Annotated in this window: 11 protein-coding genes; 8 read left to right on the top strand and 3 right to left on the bottom strand. The window is 76.0% G+C overall.

Features of this window, described 5'->3' with window-relative positions:
• From ABT106_RS16165 to ABT106_RS16150, 4 genes are all read left to right on the top strand, one after another.
• The coding region (locus ABT106_RS16165; protein WP_351277303.1) for an ABC transporter ATP-binding protein at window positions 1–846 on the top strand (846 nt) is incomplete at its 5' end.
• On the top strand, window positions 843–1,613 hold the full coding sequence (locus ABT106_RS16160) for an ABC transporter ATP-binding protein (protein ID WP_351277300.1): 771 nt from the start codon (window positions 843–845) through the stop codon (window positions 1,611–1,613). The genes ABT106_RS16165 and ABT106_RS16160, both read left to right, overlap by 4 nt.
• Window positions 1,614–1,730: 117 nt before the next feature.
• Window positions 1,731–2,579, top strand: coding sequence for an aldo/keto reductase (locus ABT106_RS16155; protein WP_351277297.1), 849 nt, complete (start codon window positions 1,731–1,733; stop codon window positions 2,577–2,579).
• Between the two features lie 19 nt (window positions 2,580–2,598).
• Window positions 2,599–3,018 (top strand): RICIN domain-containing protein, encoded by a 420-nt coding sequence (locus ABT106_RS16150; RefSeq protein WP_351277294.1) that lies wholly within the window; start codon window positions 2,599–2,601, stop codon window positions 3,016–3,018.
• A 109-nt stretch (window positions 3,019–3,127) separates the two neighbouring features.
• On the opposite strand, the gene ABT106_RS16145 is transcribed toward ABT106_RS16150, so the two are convergent.
• Window positions 3,128–3,433 (bottom strand): 4a-hydroxytetrahydrobiopterin dehydratase, encoded by a 306-nt coding sequence (locus ABT106_RS16145; protein ID WP_351277292.1) that lies wholly within the window; start codon window positions 3,431–3,433, stop codon window positions 3,128–3,130.
• 179 nt (window positions 3,434–3,612) lie between these two features.
• Between ABT106_RS16145 and ABT106_RS16140 the strand changes: the two genes are divergently transcribed.
• Together ABT106_RS16140 and ABT106_RS16135 are read left to right on the top strand one after the other, a co-directional pair.
• Window positions 3,613–5,427 (top strand): hydroxysqualene dehydroxylase, encoded by a 1,815-nt coding sequence (locus tag ABT106_RS16140; RefSeq protein WP_351277289.1) that lies wholly within the window; start codon window positions 3,613–3,615, stop codon window positions 5,425–5,427.
• Window positions 5,428–5,476: 49 nt separating this feature from the next.
• Entirely contained in the window at window positions 5,477–6,265 is a 789-nt protein-coding gene (locus tag ABT106_RS16135) for a helix-turn-helix domain-containing protein (RefSeq protein WP_351277286.1), read from the top strand.
• Here the strand turns inward: ABT106_RS16135 and ABT106_RS16130 are convergent.
• On the bottom strand, window positions 6,251–6,673 hold the full coding sequence (locus tag ABT106_RS16130) for a hypothetical protein (protein ID WP_351277283.1): 423 nt from the start codon (window positions 6,671–6,673) through the stop codon (window positions 6,251–6,253). The genes ABT106_RS16135 and ABT106_RS16130 overlap by 15 nt on opposite strands.
• A 358-nt stretch (window positions 6,674–7,031) precedes the next feature.
• Here ABT106_RS16130 and ABT106_RS16125 point away from each other — a divergent pair, with 358 nt between their 5' ends.
• Window positions 7,032–9,260 (top strand): PIG-L family deacetylase, encoded by a 2,229-nt coding sequence (locus tag ABT106_RS16125; protein ID WP_351277280.1) that lies wholly within the window; start codon window positions 7,032–7,034, stop codon window positions 9,258–9,260.
• Between the two features lie 49 nt (window positions 9,261–9,309).
• On the opposite strand, the gene ABT106_RS16120 is transcribed toward ABT106_RS16125, so the two are convergent.
• On the bottom strand, window positions 9,310–10,782 hold the full coding sequence (locus ABT106_RS16120) for a glycoside hydrolase family 15 protein (RefSeq protein WP_351277277.1): 1,473 nt from the start codon (window positions 10,780–10,782) through the stop codon (window positions 9,310–9,312).
• Between the two features lie 289 nt (window positions 10,783–11,071).
• Here ABT106_RS16120 and ABT106_RS16115 point away from each other — a divergent pair, with 289 nt between their 5' ends.
• A complete protein-coding gene (locus tag ABT106_RS16115; RefSeq protein WP_351277274.1) occupies window positions 11,072–12,664 on the top strand; it encodes a hypothetical protein in 1,593 nt (530 codons plus the stop codon).
• Window positions 12,665–12,668 lie beyond the last annotated feature (4 nt).

The raw sequence follows: 12,668 nt of genomic DNA, 5'->3' as shown, positions 1-12,668 counted from the left end.
GCCGCCGCCGCCGCCGCAGCCGCAGCCGCAGCAGCGGACCGGACGTCGGGCGCGGACCGCGCGTCGGCGCCCGCTCCCCGCACGGGCGCCGTGCCCGTCCCCCGCGGGGAGGCGCCCCCGGCAGCGCCCCCGCCCCCGGTACCGGCCGCCGTCCGGCCCGCGCTGGAGCTGCGCGGGGTCACCGCCGGGTACGACGGCGGGCTCGTCCTGCACGGGGTGGACCTCCTGGTCCGGCGGGGGGAGATCCTCGCCGTCCTCGGGCCCAACGGGGCGGGGAAGAGCACCGCCTGCAAGGTGGCCGCCGGACTGCTGCCCGCCGGTGGCGGGAGCGTGTGGGTGGCCGGGCGGGACGCGACGCGGGACGGGCCCGTGCGCCGGTCCCGGGCCGGCGTGCTGCTCGCCCCGGAGGGCCGGGGGATCTTCCCCGCGCTCACCATCGAGGAGAACCTCGCGCTGTACCTCCGGGACGCCGACGCCCGGACCGCCGTCTACGACCGTTTCCCCCGCCTCGGGGAGCGGCGCGGGGTGGCCGCCGGGTCCCTGTCCGGCGGGGAGCAGCAGATGCTGGCGCTGGCACCGCTGTTGCAGCGGCCGCCGGAGGTGCTGATCGCCGACGAGCCCTCGCTCGGGCTCGCCCCCCGGGTCGTGGAGGAGGTGTACGCGCTGCTGTCCGAGCTCCGGGGGGCCGGTACGGCGCTGCTGCTGGTGGAGGAGAAGGCGGCCGGGATCCTCGGGGTCGCGGACACGGTCGCGTACCTCTCCCAGGGCCGGGTCTCGTGGTGCGGCCCGCGGGCCGAGGTCGAGGCGGACCGGCTCACCGACGCCTATCTGGGGATGGCGACATGAGCGGCGACGTGCTCCGGGCCACGGGCGTCAGCGTCCGCTTCGGCGGCGTCCGGGCCCTGAGCGGGGTGGACCTCGGCGTCCGGGCCGGGGAGGTGTGCGGGCTGATCGGGCCGAACGGCGCCGGGAAGACCACGCTGTTCGACGTGCTGTCCGGCATCCGGCGGCCCGACGAGGGGCGGCTGCTGCTCGACGGCGCCGACATCACGCGCCGTTCCCCCGTCTGGCGGGCCCGGCACGGGATGCGCCGGACCTTCCAGCGCCAGCAGCTGTTCGGCCAGCTCAGCGTGGCCGACAACGTACTGGTGGCTCAGGAGTGGCGGGGCGGCGGGGGCGGTCTCGCCGCCGACCTGCTCGCCTTCCCCGCCCGGCGGGCCCGGGAAAGGGAGCGGCGGGCCCGGGTCGAGCGGGTGCTCGCGGGCTGCGGGATCGGCGCGCTCGGCGCCTCGTACGCGGGCGGGCTGCCCGTCGGGCAGGCCCGGATGGCGGAGCTGGCCCGCGCGGTGGCGGACCCGCCGCGGGTGCTGCTGCTGGACGAGCCGGCGTCCGGCATGTCGGCGCCCGAGCGCGAGCGGCTCGCGGCGGTGATCCGGCGCCTCGCGCGGGAGGACGGCTGCGCGGTGCTGCTGGTCGAGCACAACGTGGCGTTCGTGATGGACCTCTGCACCCGGGTGGTGGTCCTGGACCTCGGGACGGTGCTGGCCGAGGGGACCGCGGCCGAGGTGCGGGCCGACCCGTCGGTGCGGGAGGCGTACTTGGGGACGTCCTGAGGGAGAGGCCCTCCGTACGGGGAGCGGATGCGCTGACGTGGCGGGAATACGTCGTACGGGAGGCCGGTTGCCGCCCCCGTACGGCGCAACCGAACCGACGCGAGGGAACGGCCAGACGTGAACCAGGTCCCCACCATCAAGCTCAACAACGGCACGCTCATGCCCCGGCTCGGCTACGGCGTGTGGCAGGTGCCGGACGACGAGGCGGAGCAGGCCGTCGGGACCGCGCTGGAGGCGGGCTACCGCAGCGTCGACACGGCGGCCGTCTACGGCAACGAGGCCGGTACCGGCAGGGCCCTCGCGGGCTCCGGCGTGCCGCGCGAGGAGCTGTTCGTCACCACCAAGCTGTGGAACGGCCCGTCGCGGTCGTGGGGGCGCGACGAGGTCCTCCGCGCGTTCGACGACTCGCTCGGGAAGCTGGGCCTGGACCACGTCGACCTGTACCTGATCCACTGGCCGCGCCCGATGCGCGAGGACTTCCTCGCCATCTGGAAGACCTTCGAGGAGCTCGCGGAGAGCGGCCGGGCCAAGGCGGTCGGCGTGTCGAACTTCCGCCCGGCGGACCTGGACCGGCTCGCGGCGGAGAGCGCGCTGGTACCCGCCGTGAACCAGATCGAGCTGCACCCGCTGTTCCCGCAGACCGAGCTGCGCGCCCTGCACGCGGAGCGCGGGATCGTCACCGAGGCCTGGTCCCCGCTGGGCCAGGGCAAGGAGCTGCTGACGCTGCCGGAGGTGGCCGAGATCGCCGCCCGGCACGGGCGCTCCGCCGCGCAGGTCGTCCTGCGCTGGCACCTCCAGCACGGGAACGTGGTCATCCCCAAGTCGGTGACCCCGGCCCGGATCCGGGAGAACCTGGACGTGTTCGGCTTCGAGCTGGACGCCGCCGACGTCGCGGCGCTGGACGCGCTGGGCGCGGGCGCGGCGGGCCGCCGGATCGGGCCGGACCCGTCCGTCTTCGACGTCTGAGGGCCGGGGACTCGCGCGCGTGAACGTGCCTGACGGGACCTACGAGGTCCGCAACGTCGCCAGCGGGCTGCTGCTCCAGGTGGAGGCCGGCAACCGGGTGGTGGTCGCGCACGCCGGGCCGGTGCCGGACGCCGCGCGGTGGGAGGTCTCGCCCGTGCACGCGGGCGGCGGGCTGTTCCACCTGGTGAGCGTCCACAACGGCAGGCGCCTGGACGTGGCGAACGCCTCCACGGAGAGCGGCGCCCGCGTGCAGGTGTGGAGGGCGAACGCCTTCGGGGCGCAGGAGTGGCTGGTCGAGGAGCACCTCGACGCCCCCGGCGTGGTCTCGCTGGTCGCCGCCATCAGCGGTCTCCCGCTGGAGGCGGACGCCGAGGGCCGGGCCCGCCAGTGCGAGGACAGCGACTCGCCGGGCCAGTGGTGGCGGCTGGAACGGGTGTAGCGGCGGCGGCCCCGGCCCTCGGGGCGCCGCCGCGGGTGGCCCCGTCGGCCGCGTCCGCAGCGGGCCGCCGGTGGCCGGTCGGGCGGCGGCGTCGGCCCGTGCGGCCGCGTCAGCTCGCGCCGTGGGCCGGGGCGAGGGACTCGACGCGCTGGGCGAGCGCGAAGTCGGTCTCGGTGACGGCTCCGCCGGCGTCGTGGCTGTTGACCGACACGCGGACGGTGTCGTAGCCGAGGGTCAGGTCCGAGTGGTGGTTCAGCTCGTCCTGCACGGAGGCGATGTGGGCGACGAGGGCGCTCGCGGCGAAGTGCGTGCCCAGCCGGTAGGTGCGGATGATGCGGTCGTCCTCGAAGGCCCAGCCGGGGAGTTCCCGCAGCCGGTCCTCGATCTCCTTCTGCGACAGCGGCTCACTCGGCATCGGGCGGCTCCTTCTCCTCGTGACGGGACGTCAAGGTTCCCACAGCGTGCGCCGGGGCGACCCTTTCGCGCCATAGTGCACCCGGGTGCTCCTGCGCCTTCCGCGCCGGGCGCGCCCCTCATATGCTCCTGCGCCGGACGTGACTGTTACCAGCGGTAACTAGCGGCAGGGGCAGGGGCATGAAGGACACGGGCAGTTCCAGGCGTACGTTCATCGCGGGCGCGGGGGCGGCCGCCACCGCCGGCGCCCTGCCCGCGGCCGGGGCGCTCGCGACACCGGCCGCCGCCGCGACCGGGGCGGCCCACGCGGCCGCGCCCGGGGCCGCGTCCGGTGCACCGCGTACCGTCGCCGTCCTCGGCGGTGGCGTCGCCGGCCTGACCGCCGCGCACGAGCTGGCCGAGCGCGGGTACGCCGTCACGGTGTACGAGCGCCGGGCGCTCGGCGGCAAGGCCCGCAGCATGGACGTACCGGGCAGCGCACGCGGCGGACGGCGCCCGCTCCCCGCCGAGCACGGCTTCCGCTTCATCCCCGGCATCTACCACAACCTGCCCGACACGCTGCGGCGCATCCCCTTCCCCGGCAACGCGAACGGCGTGTGGGACAACCTCGTCGCCCCGCGCGAGATGATGTTCGCCCGCGCAGGCGGCCGCGAGGACCTGCGCGCCCCGATCCCGTGGCCCGGCCACTCCCGCGCCGAGCTGACGCCGGAGGAGCTGCGGCGTGCCCTGACCGGGATCACGCAGTCGCTGGTCCGGCTGCCGCCGCACGAGACCGCGTACTTCGTCAACCGCGCGCTCGTCTTCCTCACCAGCTGCGACGAGCGGCGCGACGAGGTGTGGGAGCGGACCCCCTGGTGGGACTTCGTGCGCGCCGCGCGGATGTCGCAGGAGTACCAGCGCATCCTCGCGATCGGCGTGACCCGCAACATCGTGGCGACGAAGGCAGAGGAAGCCTCCACCCGTACGGTCGGCACCCTCGGCGAGGCACTCGTCTTCAACCTGCTGGGGCGCGGCGCGGACGGCCCGCCGGACCGCATCCTGAACCTGCCGACGAACGAGGCGTGGATCGACCCGTGGGAGGCCCATCTGCGCTCCCTGGGCGTGGAGTTCCGGATCGGCTGGACCGTACGGGAGGTGCGGTACGGCGACGGCCGGGTGACCGGGGTCGCCGTGTCGGACCCGGACGGCGTCCAGCGGACCGTCACCGCCGGCCACTACGTCTCGGCGCTGCCGGTGGAGCACGCCCGCCGGACGTGGAGCGCGGCCCTGCGGGCGGCCGATCCGATGCTGGCGCGCTGCGACCGGCTGAGGACGGACTGGATGACCGGCATCCAGTTCTACCTGACCGAGCGGGCGGAGCTGGTCCACGGCCACCTCAACTGCATCGATTCGCCCTGGTCGTTGACGGCGATCCAGCAGGCGGAGCACTGGCCCGCCCGGAACTTCCCCGCCGACTACGGCGACGGCACGGTGGCCGACTGCCTGTCGGTGGACATCTCGGAGTGGGACAAGCCCGGGATCCTGTACGGGAAGACGGCCAGGCAGTGCACCCGCGAGGAGGTGGCGCGCGAGGTGTGGGCGCAGCTGAAATCCTCCCTGAACGACACCGGGACGACCGCGCTGTCGGACGCGCGGCTGCACTCGTGGTTCCTGGACCCGGGCGTGGACGGCCTCGGCACCCCGAACCCCACCAACGAGGACGAGCTGCTGATCCACCCGGTCGGCACCTTCCACAACCGGCCGACCGCGGGCACCCGGGTGCCGAACTTCTTCCTCAGCGGGGACTACGTGGCGGTCGACATCGACCTCGCGACGATGGAGGGCGCCAACGCCTCGGCCCGTGCTGCTGTCAACTCCCTTCTGGACCGCGACGGTTCGGCGGCGCAGCGGTGCACGGTGCGCCCGCTGTACCGGGCTCCGGAGGTCGAGGCGGCCAAGCGCCACGACCGGTGGCGCCACCGGCTCGGCCTGCCGAACGTCTTCGACCTCGGGTGAGGCCGGCGCCCCGGGCCGCGGCCCCCCGGCGCTCGGCTAACGTCGGGGCATGACGACGACCGGCGTGGGCGTGCTGTTGCGGACGTGGCGCGAGCGGCGCGGCATCAGCCAGCTGGAGCTGGCGGGCCGCGCCGACTCCTCGTCCCGGCACATCAGCTTCGTGGAGAACGGCAGGTCACGGCCCAGCGAGGAGATGGTGCTGCGGCTCGCGGACCACCTCGACGTGCCGGTGCGCGACCGGAACGCCCTGCTCGTGGCGGCCGGCTACGCGCCCCGGTACGCGCACACCCCGCTCGACGCCCCCGCGATGGCCGCCCTGCGCGAGGGGCTGGAGCGGCTGCTGACCGGCTACGAGCCGTACCCGGCACTGATCGTGGACGGGACGTACACGGTGGTGGCCGCCAACCGGGGCATCGCGATGCTGCTGGAGGGCCTGCCGGAGCACCTGCTGACACCGCCGCTGAACGCGATGCGCATCACCCTGCACCCGGAGGGCCTCGCGCCGCGGATCCACAACCTGAAGGAGTGGCGGGGGCACCTGCTGGGCCAGATGGAGCGGCAGATCGCGCTGGCCCGCTCGCGGGAGCTGCGGGAGTTGTACGAGGAGGTGTCGGCGTACCCGGTGGCGGACCGGCCGGGCGACGCGGAGCCGGAGGAGGCTGTCCCGTACGTCGCGCTGCCGCTGGTGATCGAGCACGGCGGGCGCCTGCTGTCCTTCGTGTCGTCCATCTCCACCTTCAACACCCCGATGGACGTCACCGTCGCCGAGCTGGCCATCGAGACGATGCTCCCGGCGGACCCGGCGACGGCGAAGTACCTGCGCTCACTGCTGGACTGACCCCGCCCGCAGCGCCAGCTGCTGGAGTACGGCGAACGAGGCGACGGTGGCGGCCTGCGCCGGGATCCACACCAGGCCGGCCGCTGTGGGCGAGAACCAGACGGCCAGCGCCACGAGGCTCAGCGCGGCCCAGGCGTAGTTCGTCTCGACGACCAGCCGTACCGCGAGACCGGGCGGCTGCCGCCGCGAGGCCAGCCACCCGACGCCGGCGCCGTACGCGGCCAGCAGGACGCCCAGCCCGAGCAGGAGCCCCTCCCCGACCCCGAGCAGCCGCCCGAGCGCGGCGGGGAAGGCGAGGTACGCGAGCCCGTTGGCCGTGGTGACCACGGCGTCGAGAGCGAGGAACCGGCGCAGCGCGAGCTGCGGCTCGGGGGTGCGGGCGATGCTGCCGAGCAGGGTTGCGGACATGGCGGATCAGCCTCCGTCGATGGGGGACGCGCGGGTCGGGTGCGGGCCCCGGAGCCGAGTGCGCGACCCCGGAACCCACACCCCCCACTCTGCGGAGCCCCGCCCGGGCAGTCGATTACCCCGGAGGTAACGGCCACGGGCCGGCCAGGGCGAGTCCCTTCAAATGGTGCATCCAGTTCAAACAGTGCAAACAGTGCATTGAGTTTGATTGGTGTTCATATGCCGCTTGATGCTGTGTCAGTCGCACACCTGTCGGGCACAATCGGCCCCGGTCGCCTCCGGAAGCGGTGGAGCCCCAGGGCACCGACCCGCCCCCTCAGCGGAATTCCGCACCGGACCGATCCTCAAGGCGTTCTCGATGTACCTGGCCAGCCGCACCCGTCTCGCGGCCCTGCTCGCCGCGCTCGCCGTCGGCGCCACCGGCGTGACGACCTGGGCCCACGGGCGCGGCGGCGCGCCCCAGCCGACCGCGCTCGGGGCGGGGATCCGCCCGAGTGTGACCGAGGGCACGGTCGTCCAGGTCGTCGCGCACCCCGACGACGACCTGTTCTTCATGAACCCCGACCTGAGCCGCTCCATATCCACGGGCGTCGAGGTCGCCACCGTGTACCTGACCTCAGGGGAATCCGACGGCCGCAACGAGGCCCACAGCCCGCACCTGGAGGACCCCGCGCGCCCCGCCGACCGCGCCGCCTACGCGGAGGCCCGGCAGAACGGCATACGGGCCGCGTACGCGGAGATGGCCACCGGTGACCGCACCGGCGCCTGGCGGCGTACCGCCGTACCCACCGCCGGAGGGGGCAGCGCCGAGGTGGACGTTCTCGTGGCCCGGCCCCACGTCAGCCTGGTGTGGATGCAGCTGCGCGAGGCCCGCAGCATCTCCGGCGACAATCCGGACAGCCTGCGCGGCCTGTGGGACGGCAGGGCGCCCGCCCTGGGCTCGCAGCTGACCTCCGGGACGCCGGTCGCGGCTCCGTTCTCCTATACGAGGGAACAGGCCGTCGAGGCCATCGCGGGCGTCTTCGCGCGCTACCGGCCGACCACGATACGGACGCAGGACCCGACCCCCGGCCGGTCGCCGGGCGGCGCGCTCCTCGACCACCAGGACCACGTGTACGGCGCCCGTTTCGTGCAGGCCGCCGCCGAACGCTACGCGAAGTCGGCGGACGCGGACGCGGGCGCGGGCGCCGCGGGCGCGGGCGCGGGTTCCCGGGGTACGGGCTCCGCGGGCGCCGCGGGCGCGGACACGGCCCGGCCGCACTTCTCGGTCCAGAACTACGTGAGTTACCCCAACAGCTCCCTGCCCCCGACGCTCGGCCCGCGAGCGGCCGAGGAGAAGCTCGGCTACCTCAAGACCTACGCCTGGACGGACCACCGGGACTGGTGCGGCAGCCCCGCCGGCTGCGGGGACCGCAAGACCGCGACCCGCCCCACCGGCGCCGGATGGAACCAGGCCATCCGCTACAGCCGGGGCGACGGCACGTCCTGGCTGACCGAGGGCGTCTCCGGCCGCCTGTGGGCCGTCGCCGTCCTGGACGGCCGGATGGCGTACTGGTCGCGCGGCGGCCCCGCGACCCCCTGGCAGGGGCCCCGGTTCCTCCCCGGCGCCGGGATGGACGCGGGCGCGACGGCGGCCCGGCTCCCCGACGGCAGGGTCGCCGTCTTCGGCACCCGCACCACCCTGGGCACCACGCCCGGTGAGTACGGGCGCGCGCTCGTGTACGCCGTCCAGGCGGAGCCCGACGGCCCCTTCGGCCCGTGGCGCTCGCTGGGCACCCCGGACACGAAGGACCTACCGGACACGTCGGCGATCAGCGCACCGGCCGTCGCCGTGGACCCCGCGGGCCGGCTGACCGTGTACGTACGCGACTCGGCGCGCACCCTGCGCGCCCGTGCGCAGGCGACGCCCGACGGAGCCTTCGGCGGGTGGCGGTCCCTGGGCGGCGCCGGGCTGCAGGGCGATCCGGTGACGGCCACCGACAGCGCGGGGCGGCGCCACGTCTACGCGGCGACGGCCCGGAGCGTGCTGGCCTGGACCCGGCCGTCGCCGGACGCCACGGACGCCTCGGACGCCCCCCTGCGCGGCCCCTTCCCCACCGGGCTGCCGGCCACCACCGGCCCGCTCTCGGCGAGCCCGCGGGGCGACGGCGTCGGACTGTACTTCCGTCTCCCCGGCACCGGCGCCGTCGGCACCACCCTGGTCACCGCCGACGGGCCCGAGCCGTCGTTCTCCCCGGTCACCGGGGCGGGCGGCGAGGGCGGCTACGGCGCCGTCGGCGTCGCGGGCCACCGGCTGACGGGCCGTGCGGGCGCGGGCACGGCCGGCCTGTCGGGGGGACCCGGCGGCGCGCCGTCCTGGTCCGAGTCCCAGATGCTCTACACGGGCGCACCGGCGGCCGTGGTCCAGCCCGACGGCACCGCCGTCGCCGCGGCCCTCGGCCTGGACGCCGGACTGCACGTCACGACGGCTCCCCCGGCCGGGGCCGAGCCGCTCGGCAGCCTGCCGCCCTCCTCGCCGTGGCACGGCGCGGTCCCGCCCTCGACGGTCGCGCAGGCCGCGCGCGCCGGCTCCGGGTGGCAGCGCTGACCGGTGGCCCCCGCACGGGGCGGGTCCCGTCGTCACGGCCGCCCGGCCGCTACCCGGGCGGGGTCGGGAGCGGAGGGCCGTCGAGCGCCACGAGGGCCAGGACCGCGATCGAGCCCGTCCACGCGAGGGGCGCCACCGACGACGGCCGGCCCTCCCGGTCCACCTTCTCCGGCAGCTCGCCGAGCACGTTCTGCTTGGACAGGACCCAGTCCAGGACCCGCCCGGCCCGCGCCGGCTTCCCCGTGCCGGCCCACGCGAGCGCGAAGAACGCCGTACTGGGCGTCCAGGCGCTCCCGCCCCAGGGCGCCGAACGGTCGTTGCCGGGAGTCAGCCCCCCGCTCGGCAGCAGCAGCGCCCGGTACGTGACGTCCAGCGCCCGCGGCAGGTCCGCGGGGGCCGTGTTGAACGGGGGCGCCATGAACGCCACCGCGCTGTCGTGCCCGTGCCCGCCGTCGGCGGTGCGCTGGTAGCCCAGCGGGGCGAACCGTACGGAGATCGCCGCGGAGAGCCGGTGCGCGGCCCCGGCCCAGCGCGCCGCCTCCCGCGGCCGGTCCGCCTCCCGTGCGAGGTCCGCGGCGGCGTTGAGCCCGGCGAGCAGCGGGGCCGCCGTACCGATGTTCGGGGTGGCCGTCGTCAGCTCCCAGTAGTCGGGGGAGGCGGGCGGCAGCCCGTCCGCCCGCAGGGAGCCCGCCGCGTGGTCGGCCGCCTTGCGGACCATCGGGTAGAGCGCGGCCAGCCGGACCGTGCGGGTGGCGGGCGGGGCCGTGCGGTACCACTGCCAGGTGGCCCAGGGCACCCAGCCCTGGGCGTCGAGCTGCCAGCGCCGGGCGTCGGGCGGGCCGGATCCGTCGAGCTTCGTCCGCGCCTCCCAGGTGCCGTCGGCGCGCTGGGTCGCGGCGCTGTAGCGCAGGATCCGGTAGGCCTCGGCGTCGTGACCGGTGTGCGCGAACGCGGCGGAGGCGAAGCTGGAGTCGCGCGGCCAGGAGTACTTCCACCCGGGGCTCCACCCCGCCGCCAGGGCGCCGTTCGGCTGGAGCAGCGCGCGCATGGCCAGCAGGGCCCGCTCGGCGGCCCCGCGCTGCGCGGGCGTCCTGCCCGGAACCCGGCCGGAGGCCAGCCAGGCGCGGCTCCGTGCGATCTGCCACCACGCCGGCAGGTGGTCGGGGGCGACCACGGCCGACGCCGTCCGGGCGGCCGGAAGGTACATCAGCCGGCCGGACGCCAGCCGCAGGACGTTGCTCCCCGGGACGTACCGCGCGCCCTCGGCGACGGACGGCGGGACGCCCTCGGCGGCCGTCGTGTTGGACAGGAGGCCGACGGCGGGAACGGCCCGCAGCGCCATCGGCCCGTAGAGGCGGTCCGCCTCGCCGCGGCCGTCGTGGCCCCCGGGCCGGACGAGCACCGGCCGCGCCGTGCCGGCGTCCCGCCCCGCGCCGGGGCCCCCGGCGGCGCACACGGGAACGGCGGCGCACGCCAGGGCCGCCGTGACGACAGCCCACCGGACGAGCCGGACTCCGGGCACGGCCACTCCCTCCGCCGGGCCCGCGGGCAGCGGACCTGGAGTCCCCATCCTGGGAGCGGCGTGCGCGGGCCGCCACGGATGGCCCGCCGCCCGGGTGAGGGCGACCGTACGCCGCCCGGAGGTTCCGGGGGCGCCGCGCCGCGGCCTCGTACCCCGTCCTGGACCACCCCCGGGTGCCGGTGGCACAGGGCCGTGCACATCATGGGTGTTCGACGGGCCGTGCGATCACCGCCGCCGGCGGGGCGCACCGGCCGCCGCCGCGGCAGGGCCCACTGCGAAGGGGTGGTGGATGAGCACCGCTGCGGCCGAGGACGCGCACGAGCACGAGAAGGAGGGCGTACGGGCCCCGGCCTCCGGGACGGGCCGGGGAACCGGCCGCCGCCCCCTGCTGCCCGGTCTCCTCGCGGTGGCCGGGGCGACGCTCGTCGCGGCGGCCGGGGCGCTGACGGCCGTCGGCTGCTTCCTGGGGCTCTACGTGCGGCCCACGTCCGACGACTGGTGCGCCGCGTGGAAGGCCCGGGACATGGGCGTCCTCGGCATCACCTCCGACTTCTACGCGACGCAGAACGGCAGGATCGCCAACGCCTTCCTCAGCGGCGTCGTGTACGGCGACGGACTGACCGGGATGAAGCTCCTGCCGACGGTCATCGCCGTCTCCTTCACCGTCGGACTGGTCCTGCTCGGGGGGCACTTCACCCGATTCCTCGGCGGCAGACCCCCGGTGCTGGTGCTGACCGCCTGCGCGCTGGTCGTCCAGGCACTGCTCTACTTCGCGGGCACCCGCGGCTACCAGGTGCTGCTGTGGGCGCCCGCCACGATCTCCCACACCCTTCCGAGCGTCATCGGCCTGTGGGCGTTCCTGCTGGCCGTGCGGACCGTCGGCCATCCCCGCGCGGGCGTCCGTACGGCCGGCTTCGTCTCGGCGTTCCTCATCGCCTTCGCGCTCGGCACGCTGAGCGAGCCGTTCGCGCTCGTCAGCGGGCTCCTCGCCGCCGGGGCCGGGCTGCTCTGCCTGCCCCGCCTGGGCCTGGCGCGCGGCCCGCGCCCCTTCACCTGGTGTCTGCTCTGGTGCGCGGGGCTCGTCTGCGGTCTGGTCGTGCTCTACACCTCCCCGGGCGCCCGGTGGCGGCGGGCGCAGCAGCCGGACAAGGAATCGCTGCTGTCCGCGGGCGAGCTCCGGGGCACCGTCAGGGACTGGCTGTCCATGTGGGACTCCGTCAGCGGCCAGTGGGCCTATCTCGGAGCAGTCGCCGTCGGCGTCCTCCTGGGGCTGGCGAGCCGGCGCGGCGGGACCGCGCCCGGACGGCGCGAGGCGCGGGAGGAGCGCGCCGGGGGAAGCCGGCTGCGGACCGTGCCGCGCACGGTGCTGGCGGCCCTGCTGCTGCTCCCGGTGCCCGTGGTGGTGCTGGGCTCGTTCGCGGTGGTGGTGGGCCTGCGCAGTGGGTACGGCCCGAGCGGGTGGACGTACGCCCGTACGTGGACGAGCTTCCTGGTGCCGATGCAACTGGCCCTCTGCGGCTACGGCGCGCTGCTGGGCGCGTGGGGCGCCCGGTGGCTCCCGGCCCGCGTCGAGCGGCGCGGCGCCGACGCGGCCCTCGCCGTCGGCGCCGTCGTGGCGGGCTGCCTGGCGCTGGCCTCGGTGGCCGTGCTCGTGCCGAACGTACGGCAGCTGACGACCGCCACGGTGACCCGCTCCGTGGCCTGGGACGCCCAGGACGCCCGCGTCCGCGCCGAGGTGGCGCGGGGCTCCTCGGACGTGGGTTACCGGCCCCTGCACATCGGCAGCCTCGCGGAGCCCTTCTTCACGGGGGCCTACGAGCGGGACTGGGTCGCCGCCTGCGTGTCACGGTGGTACGGCGTCGACCGGATCCACCGCGACTGACGCG

The sequence above is a fragment of the Streptomyces sp. NPDC002044 genome (assembly GCF_040296725.1).
GTDB classification, from domain to species: domain Bacteria; phylum Actinomycetota; class Actinomycetes; order Streptomycetales; family Streptomycetaceae; genus Streptomyces; species Streptomyces antarcticus.
The sequence above is the reverse complement of the archived record's forward strand: the minus strand, read 5'-3'. Positions and strand labels throughout refer to the sequence as shown.